This window comes from Amycolatopsis sp. WAC 01376, assembly GCF_003947415.1.
In the GTDB taxonomy this organism is placed as follows: Bacteria; Actinomycetota; Actinomycetes; order Mycobacteriales; family Pseudonocardiaceae; genus Amycolatopsis.
Window position 1 is genome coordinate 1,197,134 of record NZ_QHKL01000002.1, and the last position, 18,251, is coordinate 1,215,384.

Sequence of the window (18,251 nt, forward strand, 5' to 3'; positions counted from 1 at the left end):
AACTGGAGGTCATAGCTTGCGATCATGCGTGAGATCAGAGTGTCCCGATTCGGCGATCCCGGCGTGCTCGAACAGGTCGAAGTGCCGACCCCCGAACCGGCGGAGGGTGAGCTCCGCGTCGCGGTGACGGCGGCCGGAGTCGGCTGGCTCGACGCCCTCATCAGACGAGGCGACGGACCCGAGGTGTTCGCGATCGAGCCGCCGTACGTACCGGGCGGGTCGGTGGCGGGCACCGTCGACGCGGTGGGTGCCGGAGTCGACGAAGCCTGGCTGGGCAAGCAGGTCCTCAGCCACGCGCCCGGCGGCTACGGCGGGGGATACGCGGACACGGTCGTCGCGCTCCCGGACGACACCTTCCCGATTCCGGACGGGCTGGATCCCCAGCACGCGGTGGCGCTTTTCGACGACGGCAGCACCGCACTGGCCTTGCTGGAGAAGACTCCGGTCAAGGCCGGGGAGCGGATCCTGGTGGCGCCCGGCGTCGGCGGGCTCGGCAGCGTGCTGGTGCAGCTCGCCCGCGCGGCGGGCGCGACGGTCATCGCGGCGGTCCGCGGCGACGAAAAGGCGGCGATCGCGCGGAAACTGGGGGCCGAGCCGGTCGACTACTCGGCGGCGGACTGGACGGGCGAGGTCCTCGCCCGCACCGGCGGTCACCGCCTGGACGTGGTCTTCGACGGCGTCGGCGGTGAACTCGGTGCCGCCTCGTTGGCACTGCTGGAGAACGGCGGCCGCTTCTCCGGCTACGGCATGTCCAGCGGTGCGGAGACCGTGATCGGCGACGCCGACCGCGCCCGGCTGTCCGTTGTGGACATGGCGCAGCTGGTCGGGTTCTGGCCCGACAACCCGCGCCGGGTGCGGGAAGTGCTGCGGCAGGCGGCCGACGGGAAGCTGACGCCGATCATCGGCCGGACGTATCCGCTGGCGGAGGCGTCCGTCGCGCACTCGGACATCGAGGCGCGGCGGTACACCGGCAAGAGCCTGCTCCTGCCCTGAGCGCTCAGAACCGCAGCGGCACCGCGGGGAGGTTGGCGGCGATGACCTCGGAAACGGTCTGGAGCGGCCCGGTCCCCGCGGTGTCCGGCACGGTGAGCGCCGTGTAGACGGGACGGTCCACCGAGAACCACGTCGCGGTGCCCTCGCCCTCGACCTGCAGCCACTGGACGCCGTTGATCGTCCGCAGCTGCGAGGTCCGGGTGAGTTCCGGCGGCTTGCCGAGACCGCATCGCAGGACCACCGGGTCGCCGGTGCCCCAGCCGACCGTCGCCTCGGGGGCGGGATCGGCCAGCTTCCGGCGGACCAGCGTGTTCCCGGACGACGTGAGCTCGTGCGGGAGCGCGCCGACGAGTTTCGCGCATTCGGGCGACCCCGACTGCGGCGCCGGGACCGGGACGAGCGGGAGCGGGCCGTCGGCGGCCGGGGCGACGGGATCCGCGCCGCGGGTCAGCCCGAAGACGGCCACGCCCGCGACGAGCAGCACCGCCAGGCAGGCGGCCGCGATCAGCAGGGGTTTCGGGGGAGCGCCGGTGTCCGTGTCAGCCACCGGACCACTACACCACTTGTCAGAGATGAACGACCGGGCAGGTCAGTGTCCGCGTGATGCCTTCCACGTTCTGCACCTTGGCGACCACGAGCTGACCGAGCTGGTCGACGGTGTCGGCGGCGGCCTTGACGATGACGTCGTAAGGGCCGGTGACATCCTCCGAACTGGTGACACCGGAGATGGTGGAGATCTCCGCGGCGACCGCGGCGGCTTTGCCGACCTCGGTCTGGATGAGGATGTATGCGTGGACCACGGCGCGCCCCTTCGTAAAAGTCGGCTCAAGGTAGGAACGTTGTAGCAACGTATCGCCAGCCCCGGGAAAAACCTAGGGCATCCGACTATCGGTGATCGACATTTGTCCGGACAAGGGAAAGTGGAGGTGACGGGTGTCACCGAAAGACGGCACGGTCGCCGGGACCGGTGAATTCCGGTTGATCGAGGCGGTGACCGCCGACCGGAAACAGCCGGAGACGACACTGCTCGGACCGGGGGACGACGCGGCCGTCGTGGCCAGCCCCGACGGCCGGACGGTGGCCTCCACCGACGTCCTCGTGCAGGGCGTCCACTTCCGGCTCGACTGGTCCAGCGCCGAACAGGTGGGGCGCAAGGCGGTCGCGGTGAACCTCACCGACATCGCCGCCATGGGCGCGCGCCCGACGTCCGTCCTCATGGGATTCGCCTGCCCGCCGGACACCGAGACGGCACTCGTCACCGAACTCACGCGGGGCATGTGGCTCGAAGCCGACCGCGCGGGCGTCGGGATCGTCGGCGGCGACATGGTGCGCGCCGATCAGATCGTGATCAGTGTCACCGCCCTCGGCGACCTCGGCGGCAGGGAACCGGTGACGCGGTCCGGTGCCCGCCCCGGCGACGTCGTCGCGGTCTGCGGACGGCTCGGCTGGGCCGCCGCCGGGCTCGCCGTGCTCGGGCGGGGTTTCCGCTCACCGGTCAGCGTGGTCAACGCGCAACGCTGTCCCGAACCGGACTACGAGGCGGGGATCCGCGCGGCCGACGGCGGCGCGACGTCCATGATCGACGTGTCCGACGGGCTCCTGTCCGACCTCGGCCACATCGCCGCGGCCTCCGGCGTCGGGATCGACGTGCGCACGGCGGATCTCGACGTGTCGAGCAGGCTGACCGAGGTCGGCACCGCGCTCGGCGCCGACCCGCTGAAATGGGTCCTCACCGGCGGCGAGGACCACGCGTTCGCGGCGACCTTCCCCTCGTTCGCCGACCTGCCGGAGGGCTGGACCGAGATCGGCGTCGTCACCATGCCGGATTCGGGGGTGACGGTGGACGGGAAGCGGTACGGGCACGACAGCGGCTGGCAGCACTGGCGCTAGGCGCGTGGGGCCCACCAGGTCGAGGGTGCGGCGGCGGTGAAACCGAGCGATTCGTACAGCGGCCTGCCGAGGCGGGACGCGGTGAGGGTGATCGGCAGCTCCGCCAGCGGGGCGAGGGAGCCGAGCATCACCGCCCGTCCGACGCCGCGAGAGCGGAAGGCCTCCGGCGTGCCGACCCAGTAGTGGCTGCCGAAGCCTTCTTCGACGACCGTGACGCACGCGCCGGCGACCTCGCCGTCGAGCCGCGCGACGAACACGGCGACCCCCGGTTGTTCGAGGATGGCCATGGGGAACATCTCGCCCTGCCGGAACCGCGCGAGTTCGAAACCTTCGATCACCGCGCGTTCGGCCGCCCGCAGATCCGCCTCGTCGTGCACCCGGACCACTTCCATGGCGGGTTCGGCGACCGGGGCGGGCGGACGCAGCATGACGGGCATCTGCCAGCTGCGCATATCCCCGAGATGGTTCAGATCGGTGACACTGAAAGGATCCTCGGCCTCCACCGGCCCCGTCGCCCGCGCCGCGAGCTCGGTGATCTCCGCCAGTTCTTCCGCGGTGAGGTCGGGCTCCTGGATCAGGACGCGCAGCCCCGCGCGCTCGTCACCGGCGACGGCGAGAAAGCCACGACGGCGGATCACCTCGTGGCCGCGGGAACGGCCGGTCGCGGCCCAGAACGCGGCGGAGTTGCGGGCCTGGCGCAGTGGAGCCTCGGCGAGGCCGGTGATGGACGTCTCGATCGACATGAGTGCGAATCTACGTTGGGAGACGGCTCGTCCACTCGCTAATCTCGCGCTCATGGACCTTCGCGTGCTGCCCTACGACCACCCCGACGCGGTGAAGCTGCTGGCCGAAGCCCAGCTCGAACTGGCCGCCCGGTACGGCAGCGAAGACGAGACGCCGATGGACGCGGCGCAGTTCGCCTCGCCGAGGGGGCTGTTCCTGGCCGCGTACCTGGACGACGCCCCGGTCGCGTGCGGTGCCTGGCGCGCGCACGACGGGCCGGATCCCCTGCTGCCCGGTGACGCCGAGATCAAGCGCATGTTCGTGCTGGCTTCGGCGAGGGGACGAGGCTTCGCGAGGGCGATCCTCGCCGACCTGGAACGGACGGCCGCCGAGGCCGGACGGCTGCGTATGGTGCTGGAGACCGGTGACAAGCAGCCGGAAGCCATCGCGCTGTACCTGTCGGCGGGGTACCGGGAAATCCCGGGTTTCGGGTACTACAAGGACGAACCGGAGAGCATCTGCTTCGGCAAGTCGCTGGTCTAGGAGAACGCATGCCGATCTACGCACTGGGTGACCTCGAACCGTCGATCCACCCCGACGCCTACGTCCACCCCGACGCGACCGTGATCGGCGACGTCCGGATCGCGGCGTTCGCGTCGGTGTGGCCGCAGACGGTGCTGCGCGGCGACCACGGCCACATCGAGATCGGTGAGCGGTCGAACGTCCAGGACGGCTGCGTCCTGCACTGCACCCGCAAGGAGCCGACGATCATCGGGAAGTCCTCCGCCGTCGGGCATTCCGTGCACATCGAGGGCGCCCGGATCGGCGAGGGCTGCCTGATCGCGTCGGGATCGGTGGTGCTGAACGGAACCGTCGTCGAGGACGGAGGGATGGTCGGCGCGGGCGCGGTTCTCTCCTACGGGTCCCATGTGGACAGTGGGCACATCGCGCTCGGCGTCCCAGCGAAGACGCGGCCGAACACTTCTTTCGGACCGGACATGATCAAGCTCGTCGTCGATGGTTATGTCGAGCGTGCGGCTCGGTTCCGGGTCGAACTTCGCCGGCTCGGGTGACGTGAGTAAGCTCGCACGCCGTGACCGCACGACCGCTGCAGGACATCGTCGAAGCAGGCTGGGCGCAAGCCCTCGAACCGGTGGCGCCGCAGGTCGCCGCGATGGGAGAGTTCCTCCGCGCGGAGATCGCCGCGGGCCGGACCTACCTCCCGGCGGGTGAACACGTGCTGCGGGCGTTCCAGCAGCCGTTCCACGACGTGCGGGTGCTGATCGTCGGCCAGGACCCGTACCCGACGCCCGGGCACGCCGTCGGGCTGAGCTTCTCGGTGGCGCCGGAGGTCCGGCCGATCCCGAAGAGCCTGATCAACATCTACAAGGAGTACTGCGAAGACCTCGGGCACCCGTTGCCGTCGAACGGCGACCTGACGCCCTGGGCCGACCAGGGTGTGCTGCTGCTCAACAGGTCGCTGACGGTGCAGCCCGGCAAGTCGAACTCGCACCAGGGCAAGGGCTGGGAAGCGGTCACCGAGCAGGCCATCAAGGCCCTCGCCGCACGGGACGAGCCGATGGTGGCGATCCTGTGGGGCCGCAACGCGCGGAACCTGAAGCCGATGCTGGGGAAGGTGCCGTGCATCGAGTCGGCGCACCCGAGCCCGCTTTCGGCGCACGCCGGCTTCTTCGGCTCGCGCCCCTTCAGCCGGGCGAACGAGCTGCTGGAGCAGCAAGGCGCCGGTCCCGTGGACTGGAAGCTCCCCTGACCCTTTGTTGCAGCAGTGACCGGTGTGACTCCTGAGATGACGCCGAAGTCCGTGAGGGCCTCCTTCACTACCTTGAGGGTAGGGAAGGAGGCCCTCACTACGTCCTGGCCGGGGTGGGGCGCTTCGGAGTACATGAAGGACCCCTTCCTGTACCTAGACGCAAGGATGGGGTCCTTCATGTACTGGGGAAGGCGGGAACTGAGGAAAGCCCACCTGCCCATAAAAAATGGCGGGTGCTCCGAAGAGCACCCGCCATTCCCCAAAACCTGGCTCAGCCGCGAACGACCTTGCCCGCCTTGATGCACGAGGTGCAGGCGTTCAAGCGCTTGCGCTGGGACAGACCGATCTTGGCGTGAACGGTCTGGATGTTCGGGTTCCACCGGCGGTTGGTACGCCGGTGGGAGTGCGAGACCGACTTGCCAAAGCCCGGTCCCTTGCCACAGACGTCGCACACGGCAGCCACGTCGAACTCCTCTGGATCTGGGACAAAGAATGATGCGCCCAGCATGCTGGGCAACTCGACCATAGTAACCAGTGGCTCAGAGCCCTCCGGCACCGGGTCGATACCCTCGCTGGAACAGCTAGGAGGTTACGGCGTGCGGGTGCTGGACGTGGCGGCGGTGTCGGCCTGGTCGGCGGCCTGTGTGCACAGCTTGGCGGTGCTCCGGCCGGCGATCGACGGCATCAACGTCTACCCGGTCGCCGATTCCGACACCGGTTCCAACCTGCTGTTCACCCTGACCGCGGCCCGTGACGCGCTGGCGGAGGCCGAGCCGGCGACGGCCGCCGAGGCGCTGTCGGTGTTCGCCAAGGGCGCGGTCGCGGCGGCCAAGGGCAACTCGGGCGTGATCATGTCGCAGGTCGTGCGCGGGATCGCCGAGTCGGCGGCGGCCAGGGAAATCGACGGGCCCGGGCTCGCTGAGGCGCTCGGATGCGCGGACAGGGCCGCTACGGGGGCGGTGAGCCGTCCGGTGGCCGGGACCATCCTGACCGTGCTCCACACCGTCGCCGCGTCCGTCCGTGACGCGACAGGGTCACTCGAAGAGGTGGCCGCCGCAGCGGCCAGCGTCGCCGCCGAAGCCCTCGAGGAGACCCCGAAGCAGCTGCCCGTCCTGGCGGTGGCCGGTGTGGTCGACGCGGGCGCCCGTGGCCTGGTCGCGGTCCTCGACGCCCTTTCCGGCGTGATCTCCGGCAGCCTCGTCGAGCCGGAGCACCCGCTCGAGGCACATCATCACCATCACACGGTCGACGCGCCGACGGCCTGGGAGGTCATGTACCTGCTCGACGACGTCGACGAAGGCAGTCTCCCCGGGCTTCGCAAGACCCTCAGCGGCCTCGGCGACAGCGTCACGGTCGCCGGGGACGGCGCCGGCGCGTACGCCGTCCACGTGCACTGCGCGGACATCGGCGCGGCGCTGGAGGCCGGGATCGAGCTCGGCCGTCCCCGCCGGGTCCGGGTCGAGCCGCTGATCACGCCCACGCCGGTCGAGGTCGGCGGCGGTATCGACCGTTCGGTGGTCGCCGTGGTCCACGGCGGGCCGCTGGCCGAACTACTGCGGGCGGAGGGGGTCGCGGTGCTGTCCGTGGCGCCGGGTGCCGCGCCGACGGTCGAGGAGATGCTGGGCCTGATCAACGAGGCGGCCGGGCATCACGTCACCGTTCTTCCGGGTGGTCAGGAGCTGACCGCGGCGGCCGACGCGGCGGCGAGCCACGCGATGGCCGCGGATCGCGATGTCGTGGTCATCCCGTGCGTGTCACCCGTCCAGGTGCTCGCGGCGCTGGCCGTCCACGACAAGGACCGCCGCACCAACGACGACGTGGTCGCGATGGCCGAAGCGGCCGCCGCCACGAGGCGTGGCGAACTGCGGATCGCGCAGGAGGAGTCGCTAACCTGGGTGGGCCGGGCGCAGGGCGGTGACGTCGTCGGCCTCGTCGACGGCGAGGTCGTCCTGATCGAGCCCGCGCCCGCCTCGGAGACGAGCCTGGTCGCGGCCGCGGTCGGCGTGCTGAACCGGATGCTGGCCCTCGGCGGCGAACTGGTCACCGTGCTGACCGGGGTGGACGTGCCGGTCCGGTTGCCCGGTGAGCTGGCCGATCAGCTGCGCCTGGAACATCCCGAGGTCGAACTGACGAGTTACGCCGGCGGCCAATCCGACGCCGTGCTGCTGATGGGGGTGGAGTGACCGCATGACCAACCTGCGCGCGGACCTCAAACTGGTCGTGGGCGCGGCGACGGCGAAGGCACTCGCCAAGGGCCTCAAGATCGAGACGGTCAGCGACCTCCTGCGCCACTACCCGCGCCGCTACGCCGAACGCGGCCAGCTCACCGACATCGCCGGGCTCGAACTCGGCGAGCACGCGACCGTGATGGCGCGGATCGAGCGGGTCAGCAAACGCCGGATGAAGGCACGCAGCGGCACGCTGCTCGAAATGGTGATCACCGACGGCAAACGTCGTCTTCAGTGCACCTTCTTCAATCAGGCCTGGCGCGAAAAGGAACTCGTGCCCGGCAAGAACGGCCTGTTCGCGGGCAAGGTCACCGCGTTCCGCGACGTCCTGCAACTGGCGAACCCCGAGTACGAACTCTTCGACGCCGAGCGCCAGGCCGAGGCGATGGACGACTTCCTCGCCGAGATCATCCCGGTGTACCCGGCGGCGCAGGGGATCCCGACCTGGGTGATCGGCAAGGCCGTCCGGCAGGTGCTGGACGTGCTGGAGGTCGACGAGGACCCGATGCCGATCGAGCTGCTGGCCCGGTACGGCCTGCCCAGCCTGGAAAGCGCGCTGCGCGGTATCCACCGGCCGTCGAGCTGGCAGGCGCTGAACTCCGCGCGGGACAGGCTCAAATGGGACGAAGCCATGGCGGTGCAGCTGATTTTCGCGCAGCGGCGGCATTCCCTGGTCTCGCGGCCCGCGAAAGCCTGTCCGCACACCGAGGGTGGCATCCTCGACGCCTTCGACAAACGGCTCCCGTTCGCGCTGACCTCCGGCCAGCAGGAGATCGGCGAGGAGATCGCCGGGGATCTGTCCACCGAACATCCGATGAACCGGCTGCTGCAGGGCGAGGTCGGTTCCGGCAAGACCGTGGTCGCGCTGCGCGCCATGCTGCAGGTCGTCGATTCCGGGCGGCAGGCGGCGATGCTCGCGCCGACGGAGGTCCTCGCCGCGCAGCACGCCCGGTCGCTGCGCGAGATGCTCGGCGACCTCGGGCAGGCGGGTGAGCTCGGCGCCGCGGAGAACGCGACGCGCGTGACCCTGCTGACCGGTTCGATGGGTGCCAAGGAACGCAAGAAGGCGTTGCTGGAGACGGTCAGCGGCGAGGCCGGGATCATCGTCGGCACGCACGCGCTCATCCAGGACACGGTTTCCTTCGCGGATCTGGGCCTGGCCGTGGTCGACGAACAACACCGGTTCGGGGTGGAACAGCGGGACGCGCTGCGTTCCCGCGGCTCCGACGAGACCAGCCCGCACGTGCTGGTCATGACCGCGACGCCCATCCCGCGCACGGTCGCGATGACCGTCTACGGCGATCTGGAGATCTCCGCGCTGCGCGAGATGCCGGTCGGCCGGTCGCCGATCAAGACGTCGGTCGTGCCGGTCGCGGAGCGGCCCGCCTGGCTGGACAGGGCGTGGCAGCGGGTCCGCGAGGAATGCGGCAAGGGCCACCAGGCCTACATCGTCTGCCCGCGCATCGGCGACGAACCGGCGTCGGACAAGGGCGACAAGCGGCCCGCGCTCGCCGTCCTCGACGTGGCGCCCGAGCTGGCCGAAGGACAGTTGAAGGGGCTGAAGATCGGCGTCCTGCACGGCCGGATGCCCAGTGACGACAAGGACGCCGTGATGCAGGCGTTCTCCAGGGGTGACCTGGACGTGCTCGTGGCCACCACCGTGATCGAGGTCGGCGTGAACGTGCCGAACGCGACCGCGATGGTGATCATGGACGCCGACCGGTTCGGCATCAGCCAGCTGCACCAGCTGCGCGGCCGGGTCGGCCGGGGCAGCGTGCCGGGGCTGTGCCTGCTGGTCACCGAAACCCTGGACGGGACGACGACCCGCGAGCGGCTGGCCGCCGTCGAGTCCACGACGGACGGTTTCGAACTGTCCAGAATGGACCTGGAGCTGCGCCGTGAGGGCGACATCCTCGGTGCCGCGCAGTCGGGGAAGAAGTCGACGCTGAAACTGCTGTCGCTGCTGCGCGACGAGGACGTCATCGCCGAGGCGAGGGCCCGCGCGTTGGAAATCGTCGAAAAGGACCCGGCTCTGGGGAATTACTTGGGGCTGGCGCATATGATCGCCGACGTCGTCGACGAAGATCGTGTGGAGTATCTGGAAAAAAGCTGACATGGACATCTCTGCCCGATCGGACCTTGCCGCCGGACGGGCCGAGGGGTTCCCTTGTTCTGCACAGCCTCGTTCTGTGCGGGCGAGGGAGGCCGGGGATGACGTCAGCGGTTCGTGTCCAGCTCGGTGAGGACGGGGCCGACGCCGAGCGCGTCGACCAGCTCACCGGGTATCTCCGAAGCGACCTGATCGATCGAGGGGTCGCCGAGGTCAAGGCGCTGCCCGCCGGTCCGCCGCCGCCCGGCTCACGTGCCTTCGACGTCGCGATGGTGGGCGGACTGCTGGTCACGCTGGGACAGTCCGCCGAAGGCCTGCGCTCGGTCGTCACGGCCGTGCGGGAATGGCTTTCGCGCGGCGGCCGGGTCAAACGCACGGTGCGGCTGGAGATCGACGGCGACGTGCTGGAGCTGTCCGAAGCGAGCATCACCGATCAGGACAAGCTCGTCGACCTCTTCGTGGGCAGGCATTCGGGGTCATGACCGGCGAGCGGCGTGCCTTGATCATCGCCAACGGGGAGTACGACAACCCCGGGTTGAGCGCGCTGCGGTCCCCGGCGGCCGACGCCGAAGCGCTCGCCGAGGTCCTCGCCGATCGCAACATCAGCGAGTTCGACGTCCAGGTGGTGCGCGACGAGACCGCGCACGTGATCGCGAGCCGGGTCGAGGACCTGTTCGCCGACAGCGCGCCGGACGACGTCCTGCTGGTGCATTTCTCTTGTCACGGCTTGAAAAGCGAGTCGGGCGAGCTGTTCTTCGCCGCCCGCAACACCCGGCCGGAGCGGCTGGCGTCGAGTGCCGTTCCCGCCGATTTCGTCCAGCGTTGCATGCGGATGAGCCGGTCGCGAAGCATCGTCCTCCTGCTGGACTGCTGCTACGGCGGCGCTTTCAGCCAGGGGGTCGCGGTGCGCGCCTCCGGTGAGGCCAACGTGCTCGACGCGTTCCCCGGCGGTGGTTTCGGCGGCCGCGGCCGTGCGGTGATCACCGCGTCGAACTCCATCGAATACGCCTTCGAGGGCGATCACCTCGCCGACGACCACGCCCGGCCGTCGGTGTTCACCTCGGCGCTGGTCGACGGGCTCCGGACGGGTGACGCGGATCGCGACGAAGACGGCTGGATCGCGCTCAGCGAGCTCTACGACTACTTGTTCGACAGCGTCCGCGAACGGAACCCGAACCAGACGCCCAGCCGCGACATCGAGATGCAGGGCGAGCTGTACCTCGCCAGGAGCAGACGCCGCCGGATCAAACCTTCGCCGGTCCCTGCCGACCTGCGCGCCGCGAGCGAGGATCCGAACATGTTCACCCGCCTCGGCGCGGTGACGGAACTCCAGCGACGGCTGACGAGCGAGAACCTCTCCGTCGCCATCGGCGCGCACGAAGTCCTCACCACGATGGCGCAGACCGACATCCACCTCGTCGCCGAGGCCGCCGACCTGGCGCGGCGGGAAGCGCGCGTGCGGGCCGAGCCCGACGTGGTGCGGTTCGGCGAGGTCGTCCGGGGATCGGCACCGGTGGCACGGATCAGATTGGAAGGGCCGCCGATCGCGCGGGCCTGCCGGTTCGCGTCGTCGCATTCCTGGTTGCGGGTGACCGAGACCGGCGATGGGGCCGAAATCTCTCTGGACCTGGCGGAGCTCGGGGCGTTCGAGGCGCAGGTGACCGTGACCGGGCCGACCGGCGAGGTGGTGGTGCGGGTCGAGGGGCAGGTCGTCCAGGAACCCGAGCCCGAGCCGGTGCCGGAACCGCGGCCGGTGCACACGCCCGCGCCGACCCCGGAACCCTCCAGGAACCCTGATCCACCCGTACTCCCGAAGCCCAGGCCTGCCGTGCCCGCGCGACCGAAACGCGACCCGTTCACCGTCGCCGCCGGGCTGCTCGCCTTCGCGGCCGCGGTGTACCTGGTGGTCATCGCGTCCCAGTTCAGTACCAGCGTGGAGGATTTCTTCGAAGACGGCGGTTGGACCGTCTTGCCGCTCGTCGTCTTCGCGATCGGGGCTGGGATCGCGATGTTCCTTCCGAAGACACGCCGGATGGCGGGGCCGGGAACGCTGTGCGGGCTGGCGCTGCTCTCGGTGATGCCGTCCGGGCCGGTCGTCCTCGTCCTCGCCGACGGCTGTCTGCTGGCCGCGGCCGTCTGCGCGCTGGTGTCGGTGCGGCGTGACCGGAGTTTCCGGCTCGGGCTGGGGAAACCGCGAGGCGCCCTCACCGTGGCGGCGCTCGTTACCGGGACCTGCGGCGCCGTCGGACTCGTGGTGGAGGCGATCGAACTCGTCGGCTACTCGTCGAGCCGGGCCGACGAGGGCGCGGTCTACCTCGTCGTCTCGGTGACCCTCCTCATCGGGACGCTGCTCGGTGTCTCCCTGCGGCCGGCGGCGTTCGGGGTCGCGTTCCTCGGCGGTGTGGCCGGAGGCGGCATCGTCATGGTGTGCATGCTCTTCTACGCGATGCCGAGCAGTTCGAGCGTGACCGGCGCGGGCTGGGGGATCGCGCTGACGATGGTGCTCGCGCTCGCCGTCGTGACCGGTCTCACCGCCCGCAAGGTGAACGGCTGACGATGGCCACGATCCGCCCCGCGACCGTCGACGACGCCTGGCCCATCGCCGAGGTGAACGTCCGGTCATGGCAGGCGGCGTACCAAGGCCTGCTGCCCGAGCTGTACCTGCGCGATCTGTCGGTCGAAGGCCGGGCCGCCCGCTGGCAGCGGACCCTCGCCGATCCCGCCGACCAGGGCGACATCCTGGTCCTCGTCGAGAACGCTTCGCTCCTCGGCTTCACCGCCGTCGACCGGATCCGCGGGGAACTGCGCGCGATCTACCTCGAACCCGGCCGCTGGGGCACGGGACTGGGCAGGCAGCTGCTCGACACCGCCGTCGCCGCGCTGCGTGATTCGGGGCACCGCGAGGCGACACTCTGGGTGCTCGACACCAACGATCGCGCCCAGCGCTTCTACGCGGCCGCGGGATGGCTGCCGGACGGGGCGACGAAGACCGACACCATGCCCGGCGAAGACATCCCGCTGTCCGAAGTGCGCTACCGGATCGACCTCGTCAGCGGGTGAACCAGGCACGTTCCTCGGGCTTGTTGAGGGTGACGATGATGCCGATGGCGATGCCCATCCCGATCAGCTGTGTGATCGCCCCGCCGTTGACCAGGCTGATCACCCCCATGACCACAGCCAGCCCCTCCACGGCGATCACCGTCGGCCGCACCCAGGCCGAACCGCGGGAAATCCTTATCGCGCAAGCGATCAACACGACAGCGACGACGAAACCGAGGAGCGCCAACGCCAGGGCGAGCCCCGCTTCCTCGTTGCCGTGGTCGAGCTCGTTGATCGCGAGCGCGGTCACCAGCGCGCTGACGAGGATGTTGAGGACCGCCTGCACCCAAAGGAAAACACGGACGAACTTGAGCTGGCGCGGCATCTCCAGCGGCCGGTTCCGGACCTCTTCGGTCATGACGGCTCCCTCTCTTGACATGGAGATGCCAGTGTGGGGCCTGGAAGTCGTTGGTGTTGACGGTAAAACTGTCCTCATTCCTTCGGCGCTGAGCGCGTGGTTCGGGCTCGCTCACTCTTCAGTGTTGTTCGTTCGATTTGATTGTTGCTTAAAATTACGAACGCTTGTTCGATTGTTTTGCGGTATTCTTGAGGGGTGTCCGAGACTTTCCTTCCCGAGTTGCCGCAGGAACTGTGGCGCGCTGGCAAGCTGGAGCTTGCCCAGGGCGTGCAGCAGTCCTTGCAGGTGATCAGGATGGCCACCGCCGGATTAGGTCAGTTCTTGGCGGAGATCGAGTCTCGGGGTGTCAAAGACTTATACGGCTATGGTCGTACGGCGAACTGGTTCGCCGATATAGCGGGGTTGTCGGTTGGTGAGGCGGGTGCGGTGGTGAATCGGGCCATCGCCCTGAACCCCACGCGGGCCCTGGACGGCACGGAGGTTCCGGCCGTTGCCCCGGCTACGGCTGCTGTCGCTGCCGAGGGGTTGGTCGGGGATGAGCGGATCGACCAGATCCTGGAGATCTTGAAGAAGCTCCCCGTCGACACCTCGACGGAGGATCGGGCGACTGCGGAGAAGATCCTCGCCGACCTCGCTCGCGACGCCGGTCCCCGGCAGCTCGCGGACGCCGAAGCGAACCTGCTCGCCTGGCTGGATCCGGACGGGAACGAGCCGAAGGATCCCGAACCCAAGGAACCGCGCCGCGAGATCACGCTGGAGCGCCGCAAGGACGGCTACTGGAAACTCACCGGGCTCCTCGATGACGAGACCGGTGCCCGCACCGCGGCCGCGCTCGAGGCGTATGCGCAACCACGGCCGGTGGACGAGTTCGGCCAGGCCGATCTGCGGATGAAGTGCGAGCGCATGGGTGACGCCTGGGTCGACATCCTGGACTTGGCGATCGCGTGCCCGGACCAGCCGGGTACCAGCGGCTATCGCACTCTGCTGCATGTCACCATCGGACTCGACGAGTTGAAGTCCGGTCTCGGGACTGCCTGCTTGGACTTTGTCGGGACCATGACCGCCCGCGAGGCTCGGCTGGCGGCCTGCGACTGTTTGATGTTGCCGGTCGTGATGAGCGCCGCTGGTGAGCCGCTGGATGTGGGGCGGTTGAGACGGTTCGTCACTCCTGGCCAGCGACGTGCGTTGAACATCCGGGATGGCGGCTGCGCGTTCCCCGGCTGTCATCGGCGGCCCAAGAACTGTCACGCTCACCATATTCATCACTGGGCAGACGGAGGCCCTACGGACCTCCGGAATCTGGTGCTGCTCTGCGGTTTCCACCACCGCCTGATCCACCACGGCGACTGGCAAGTCCGCATGGCCGCCGATGGGTTACCGGAGTTCATCCCACCCCAATACCGAGATCCGCTCCGAAAACCCCGCCGCAACACCCTCCACCACCGCTGACCCCGAGGAGCCCGCCAGCCACACCGGCGACGGGCCCCTCGCCATGCCCAGGGGACAACACCGGGTCAAGGGAGCGTGTTCCGGCGGCCTGCTTGGGTACCCGCGGTGCCCTCATCTCACGACAGAACGCTCGCGAGCCCGACCTCGCCCGCTCGAAGTACATGAAGGACCCCTTCCTTGCGCCTAGCTACAGGAAGGGGTCCTTCACGTACCCGGGAGCGCGTGAAGGCCCCCTTCCCTCGGCTCAGCCGAGGAAAGGACCCCTTCACGCGCTCAAGTTGTGACTACCGGTACCGCTGAGCCTCGTGGGAATGTTCCCGTTCCGTGAAGGACTCCTTGAGGGACCCAGAGTCCCTCAAGGAGTCCTTCACGGAACAACGATCCGGAGCCGGCAGAATGCCCTGACCGGACCGTTCACGCCCCACCGTGTGGATTTCCGGTCATCCAACGCACCAAAATCCACACAGGCCCGCATCGAGAGGACTGGTGCGGCACCACCGAAGCGGGTCCCGCGACCACCTTCCCCCAAGGCTCAACCGCGCTTCTTACGCCTTCTGAGTCCATCGACGGCAAACCCCACGCCGAGGGCCGTGAGGACGAAGCAGTAGAACACCGTTTCGAGCGCTTCCTCCCGGTCTGCCGCTTCCGACACCTTCGCCAGACCTGCGATTCCGACCGCGACGAAGATCACCGCGGCGAAGGAGCCGAGAACGATCATGACGGCGTGGACCGCGGTCCTGTCTTGACGGACTTCCCGCGCGGCTTGCCGTTGCCTGCGGTTCATCGGCCGCGGCGACTCATCCCTGGTCATGCCCGAAGTACGCCCGCCGGCCACGGCAGGTTGCCACCCACCCCGCGACTAATCACGCGACCGCACGAAAGCACCTTCACGCGCCGCGATGGCCACCGCCCGCGCCGCGGCCCGCGCCTCCGCCACCGTGACACTCTCCCGCGACAGAAAGAGCCGATAGAACATCGGCCCGCACACCGCCCGCACCAGTTCGTCCCCGTCCGTGCCGGAAGGGATCTCGCCCCGCGCGACGGCCCGCTCCGTGATCGGCGCCATGCGTACGTGCCGGTCGGCGTAGAAGTCGTGCAGTGCCTCGGCCGCCGGCGGTGACTGGAACGCCGCCAGCACCGACGCGGTGGGCAGTTCCTTCAGCGAGGGCTCGGTGAAGTACCGCACGACCTCCGCCGCCACTTCGTATAGATCATCCTCGAGCGACCCGGTGTCGGGCGCGGTCCAGTCGTCCTCGGCGCCCATCTGGAGCGCGGCGGCGACGAGGCCGTCGGGTGAGGACCAACGCCGGTACACCGTGGTCTTGTGCACGCCGGACCGTTCGGCGACCGCGTCCACGGTCAGTTCGCCGAAACCGCGTTCGGCCAGCAGGTCGAGGGTGGCGTGCAGGACGGCCTGGCGGGTGCGTTCCGTCCGGCCGCCGGGCCGTTGGGTACCGGAGGTTGCCAATTGCTACTCCTGTTGCGTTAGTGTGGCCAGTATGTCAGACCCAGCGAAGATCGCCGAACTCATCGGTGACGCGAAGATCGTCGCCATCGGTGAGAACAACCACCACATCCACGAGTTCGGCGACCTGCGCAAGCGTTTGCTCCAGCACCTCGTCGAGCAGCACGGCTTCCGGGTGGTGGCCTTCGAATCCGGCTTCGCCGAGGGAAAACTCGTCGAAGACTGGCTCAACGGCGCCCCGGGCGACGTCGCGGACATCGGCCGTGACGGCTTCACGTTCTCGCTCGGGGAGTCGCCCGAGGCGCACGAAATGCTGACGTGGCTCCGCGAACGGGGTGACGTCCGGTACTTCGGTCTCGACGTGCCGAGTTCGGCGGGCTCGCCCGTGCCGTCGCTCGACGCGGTCCGCGCGTATCTGTCCACTGTGGACGAGGCCGCGGTGGGCCTTGTCGACGCGGCGATCGAGGCGACCAAGGGGTACGCGTCGGTCAGCAGCGCGGAGGCGCCCGCCAAGTACGCCGCGCTCGACGACGCGGCCAAGGACAAGGCGACCGCGGCGCTCACCCGGCTCAAGACGCACCTCACCTCGTTGCGTCCCGTCTACGGGAACACCGCTGTCGCGGAACACCACGTCGAAGGCGCTTTGCGTGTCGACGCCTACCTCGCCGAGGTCGCCGCGATGATGTCCGGCGACGCGCCCGCCCTGCAGAGTGGTTCGCGCGACGCGTACATGGCCGAAACCGTCCGGCTGATCCGGCGGCTGCACGGCGACGGCACGAAGATCGTCGTGATGCTCCACAACGGACACCTCCAGCGCGTGCCGTTCTCGCCGTTCCCCGGCCTCACCTCACCTTCGGCCGGCACGCACCTGGCGACCGAGTTCGGCGACGACTACTTCGCGCTGGGCCTCACCGCGGTCGAGGGTGAGACCACCGGCCTCAAACCGGATCCGGCCGCGCGACTCGGGTTCACCGTGTACCGCCAGGAACTGGACGCACCGGCGGAAGGCAGCGTCGAAGCCGAAGGCCCCGGGTTGGTGGATCTTCGTCCGCGACGCGGAACCGCGGGACCCCAGAGCATTCGGCACGCGCATCTGTTCAACCCTGTCGACGTCGTCAACGCCTTCGACGCGCTGGTCTGCCTCCCGAAGTCGACGGTCAGCGGCCACATCGGGCAAGACCAGTCGAACGGGTGACACTCCGGGGTTGCCGCCCCCGGGGTACAGGCGTAGAGCCAAGGCATGATCATTCGACTGGTACGGGTCATGGCCGCGCTCGCGCTCCTGGTCTTCGTGGCGCAGCCCGCCTCCGCGACGGAAGTCCAGCAGAACCCGCCGAACTGGGGGCTGGACCGGATCGACCAGCGAACGGGCCTCGACCAGCTCTACCACTACGAGACCGAGGCCAAGGACGTCACGGTCTACGTGATCGACAGCGGGGTCGACGCGGCGCATCCGGACTTCGGCGGCCGGGTGAAGCCCGGTAAGGACTTCCTCAACGGCGGCACGGACACCGCCGACACCAACGGTCACGGCACGTACTTGGCCGGTGTCGCCGCGTCGAGGACCTTCGGTGTCGCGAAGGGCGCACAGATCGTCCCGGTCCGGGTGATCGACGCACAGGGCGGCGGCGCGACGGACAAGATCATCGCCGGGATCGACTGGGTGACGCAGAACGCACAGCAGCCCGCCGTGGCCGTCCTCGGCATCGGCGGCACGGCCAACGACCAGCTCGACGCCGCCGTCCGCGCGCTCGCGGCGGTCGTCCCGATCGCCCTCCCGGCGGGCGGCGAGGCCACCGACGCGGGGAAGTTCTCACCCGGCCGGGTCACCGAAGCGCTCACCGTCGGCTCGACCGACGCGAGCGACCAGGTCGGGTCGACGTCGAACTACGGCGAGGTCGTCGACCTGTTCGCACCAGGGGTGGACGTGCCGGGACCCAACGCCGGGGGCAGCGGCGGCAGGGTGCTCAGCGGGACGTCGTCGGCCGCCGCGCACGTCGCCGGGGTGGCCGCGCTGTACCGGTCCCTGCATCCCGCGGTCTCCGCGCCGGACGTCGCGAAGGCGCTCGTGGACCTCGCCGCGGTCGACGTGCTGACCGGTGTCCACGAAGGCACCGCGAACCGGGTGCTGCAGAGCTCTGGCGCGCAACTCAAGCGGGGATGAC

20 protein-coding genes are annotated in these 18,251 nt (G+C 69.3%); 13 read left to right on the top strand and 7 right to left on the bottom strand.

Annotated elements, in window-relative coordinates; translation table 11 throughout:
• Positions 1-24 precede the first annotated feature (24 nt).
• A complete protein-coding gene (locus DMH03_RS14945; RefSeq protein WP_125792557.1) occupies positions 25-993 on the top strand; it encodes a zinc-binding dehydrogenase in 969 nt (322 codons plus the stop codon).
• 4 nt (positions 994-997) lie between these two features.
• Here DMH03_RS14945 and DMH03_RS14950 read toward each other — a convergent pair whose 3' ends face one another.
• Positions 998-1,540, bottom strand: coding sequence for a DUF3515 domain-containing protein (locus DMH03_RS14950; RefSeq protein ID WP_125792558.1), 543 nt, complete (start codon positions 1,538-1,540; stop codon positions 998-1,000).
• A 19-nt stretch (positions 1,541-1,559) separates the two neighbouring features.
• A complete protein-coding gene (locus tag DMH03_RS14955; RefSeq protein ID WP_005160289.1) occupies positions 1,560-1,793 on the bottom strand; it encodes an Lrp/AsnC ligand binding domain-containing protein in 234 nt (77 codons plus the stop codon).
• A 133-nt stretch (positions 1,794-1,926) separates the two neighbouring features.
• On the opposite strand from DMH03_RS14955, the gene DMH03_RS14960 reads away from it, so the two are divergent.
• Positions 1,927-2,883, top strand: a complete 957-nt coding sequence (locus DMH03_RS14960; RefSeq protein WP_125786685.1) for a thiamine-phosphate kinase — start codon at positions 1,927-1,929, stop codon at positions 2,881-2,883.
• Here the strand turns inward: DMH03_RS14960 and DMH03_RS14965 are convergent.
• The gene (locus DMH03_RS14965) at positions 2,880-3,626 is read right to left on the bottom strand and encodes a GNAT family N-acetyltransferase (RefSeq protein ID WP_125792559.1); all 747 of its coding nucleotides are present in this window, start codon (positions 3,624-3,626) and stop codon (positions 2,880-2,882) included. The two genes, DMH03_RS14960 and DMH03_RS14965, sit on opposite strands and share 4 nt — an antisense overlap.
• Before the next feature lie 52 nt (positions 3,627-3,678).
• Here DMH03_RS14965 and DMH03_RS14970 point away from each other — a divergent pair, with 52 nt between their 5' ends.
• Genes DMH03_RS14970 through DMH03_RS14980 form a run of 3 tightly spaced genes read left to right on the top strand, consistent with a single transcriptional unit; the run spans position 3,679 to position 5,377 of the window.
• On the top strand, positions 3,679-4,149 hold the full coding sequence (locus DMH03_RS14970; RefSeq protein WP_125792560.1) for a GNAT family N-acetyltransferase: 471 nt from the start codon (positions 3,679-3,681) through the stop codon (positions 4,147-4,149).
• Between the two features lie 8 nt (positions 4,150-4,157).
• Positions 4,158-4,679, top strand: coding sequence for a gamma carbonic anhydrase family protein (locus DMH03_RS14975; protein WP_125792561.1), 522 nt, complete (start codon positions 4,158-4,160; stop codon positions 4,677-4,679).
• A 20-nt stretch (positions 4,680-4,699) separates the two neighbouring features.
• Positions 4,700-5,377, top strand: coding sequence for a uracil-DNA glycosylase (locus DMH03_RS14980; protein ID WP_125792562.1), 678 nt, complete (start codon positions 4,700-4,702; stop codon positions 5,375-5,377).
• Between the two features lie 271 nt (positions 5,378-5,648).
• Here DMH03_RS14980 and rpmB read toward each other — a convergent pair whose 3' ends face one another.
• Complete coding sequence (rpmB, locus tag DMH03_RS14985; RefSeq protein ID WP_007031450.1) at positions 5,649-5,840, bottom strand: 50S ribosomal protein L28; 192 nt, start codon at positions 5,838-5,840, stop codon at positions 5,649-5,651.
• A gap of 133 nt (positions 5,841-5,973) precedes the next feature.
• On the opposite strand from rpmB, the gene DMH03_RS14990 reads away from it, so the two are divergent.
• From DMH03_RS14990 to DMH03_RS15010, 5 genes are all read left to right on the top strand, one after another.
• On the top strand, positions 5,974-7,560 hold the full coding sequence (locus DMH03_RS14990; protein ID WP_125792563.1) for a DAK2 domain-containing protein: 1,587 nt from the start codon (positions 5,974-5,976) through the stop codon (positions 7,558-7,560).
• A 4-nt stretch (positions 7,561-7,564) separates the two neighbouring features.
• Positions 7,565-9,718 (top strand): ATP-dependent DNA helicase RecG, encoded by a 2,154-nt coding sequence (gene recG, locus DMH03_RS14995; protein ID WP_125792564.1) that lies wholly within the window; start codon positions 7,565-7,567, stop codon positions 9,716-9,718.
• A gap of 98 nt (positions 9,719-9,816) precedes the next feature.
• Entirely contained in the window at positions 9,817-10,197 is a 381-nt protein-coding gene (locus DMH03_RS15000) for a hypothetical protein (protein ID WP_125792565.1), read from the top strand.
• The gene (locus DMH03_RS15005) at positions 10,194-12,269 is read left to right on the top strand and encodes a caspase family protein (RefSeq protein WP_125792566.1); all 2,076 of its coding nucleotides are present in this window, start codon (positions 10,194-10,196) and stop codon (positions 12,267-12,269) included. The genes DMH03_RS15000 and DMH03_RS15005 overlap by 4 nt, the downstream gene beginning before the upstream one ends.
• A 2-nt stretch (positions 12,270-12,271) precedes the next feature.
• Complete coding sequence (locus DMH03_RS15010) at positions 12,272-12,775, top strand: GNAT family N-acetyltransferase (protein WP_125792567.1); 504 nt, start codon at positions 12,272-12,274, stop codon at positions 12,773-12,775.
• On the opposite strand, the gene DMH03_RS15015 is transcribed toward DMH03_RS15010, so the two are convergent.
• Positions 12,765-13,172: a hypothetical protein gene (locus tag DMH03_RS15015; RefSeq protein WP_125792568.1), complete on the bottom strand. Its 408-nt coding sequence runs from the start codon at positions 13,170-13,172 to the stop codon at positions 12,765-12,767. The genes DMH03_RS15010 and DMH03_RS15015 overlap by 11 nt on opposite strands.
• Positions 13,173-13,367: 195 nt before the next feature.
• Between DMH03_RS15015 and DMH03_RS15020 the strand changes: the two genes are divergently transcribed.
• Positions 13,368-14,621: an HNH endonuclease signature motif containing protein gene (locus tag DMH03_RS15020; protein ID WP_125792569.1), complete on the top strand. Its 1,254-nt coding sequence runs from the start codon at positions 13,368-13,370 to the stop codon at positions 14,619-14,621.
• A 532-nt stretch (positions 14,622-15,153) separates the two neighbouring features.
• On the opposite strand, the gene DMH03_RS15025 is transcribed toward DMH03_RS15020, so the two are convergent.
• Both DMH03_RS15025 and DMH03_RS15030 read right to left on the bottom strand, forming a co-directional pair.
• Complete coding sequence (locus tag DMH03_RS15025; protein ID WP_148106383.1) at positions 15,154-15,339, bottom strand: hypothetical protein; 186 nt, start codon at positions 15,337-15,339, stop codon at positions 15,154-15,156.
• Between the two features lie 141 nt (positions 15,340-15,480).
• On the bottom strand, positions 15,481-16,089 hold the full coding sequence (locus tag DMH03_RS15030; RefSeq protein WP_125792571.1) for a TetR/AcrR family transcriptional regulator: 609 nt from the start codon (positions 16,087-16,089) through the stop codon (positions 15,481-15,483).
• 31 nt (positions 16,090-16,120) lie between these two features.
• Between DMH03_RS15030 and DMH03_RS15035 the strand changes: the two genes are divergently transcribed.
• Both DMH03_RS15035 and DMH03_RS15040 read left to right on the top strand, forming a co-directional pair.
• Positions 16,121-17,281: an erythromycin esterase family protein gene (locus tag DMH03_RS15035; protein WP_125792572.1), complete on the top strand. Its 1,161-nt coding sequence runs from the start codon at positions 16,121-16,123 to the stop codon at positions 17,279-17,281.
• Positions 17,282-17,350: 69 nt separating this feature from the next.
• The gene (locus DMH03_RS15040) at positions 17,351-18,250 is read left to right on the top strand and encodes a S8 family peptidase (protein ID WP_125792951.1); all 900 of its coding nucleotides are present in this window, start codon (positions 17,351-17,353) and stop codon (positions 18,248-18,250) included.
• Position 18,251: the final 1 nt, after the last annotated feature.

What these genes read in the sequence shown, in the direction of transcription:
- DMH03_RS14945 (WP_125792557.1), top strand. Translation starts at nt 25, where the DNA reads ATGCGTGAGATCAGAGTGTCCCGATTCGGCGATCCCGGCGTGCTCGAA.
- DMH03_RS14965 (WP_125792559.1), bottom strand. Translation starts at nt 3,626, where the DNA reads ATGTCGATCGAGACGTCCATCACCGGCCTCGCCGAGGCTCCACTGCGC.
- DMH03_RS14970 (WP_125792560.1), top strand. Translation starts at nt 3,679, where the DNA reads ATGGACCTTCGCGTGCTGCCCTACGACCACCCCGACGCGGTGAAGCTG.
- DMH03_RS14975 (WP_125792561.1), top strand. Translation starts at nt 4,158, where the DNA reads ATGCCGATCTACGCACTGGGTGACCTCGAACCGTCGATCCACCCCGAC.
- recG (WP_125792564.1), top strand. Translation starts at nt 7,565, where the DNA reads ATGACCAACCTGCGCGCGGACCTCAAACTGGTCGTGGGCGCGGCGACG.
- DMH03_RS15000 (WP_125792565.1), top strand. Translation starts at nt 9,817, where the DNA reads ATGACGTCAGCGGTTCGTGTCCAGCTCGGTGAGGACGGGGCCGACGCC.
- DMH03_RS15005 (WP_125792566.1), top strand. Translation starts at nt 10,194, where the DNA reads ATGACCGGCGAGCGGCGTGCCTTGATCATCGCCAACGGGGAGTACGAC.
- DMH03_RS15010 (WP_125792567.1), top strand. Translation starts at nt 12,272, where the DNA reads ATGGCCACGATCCGCCCCGCGACCGTCGACGACGCCTGGCCCATCGCC.
- DMH03_RS15015 (WP_125792568.1), bottom strand. Translation starts at nt 13,172, where the DNA reads ATGACCGAAGAGGTCCGGAACCGGCCGCTGGAGATGCCGCGCCAGCTC.
- DMH03_RS15025 (WP_148106383.1), bottom strand. Translation starts at nt 15,339, where the DNA reads ATGATCGTTCTCGGCTCCTTCGCCGCGGTGATCTTCGTCGCGGTCGGA.
- DMH03_RS15035 (WP_125792572.1), top strand. Translation starts at nt 16,121, where the DNA reads ATGTCAGACCCAGCGAAGATCGCCGAACTCATCGGTGACGCGAAGATC.
- DMH03_RS15040 (WP_125792951.1), top strand. Translation starts at nt 17,351, where the DNA reads ATGGCCGCGCTCGCGCTCCTGGTCTTCGTGGCGCAGCCCGCCTCCGCG.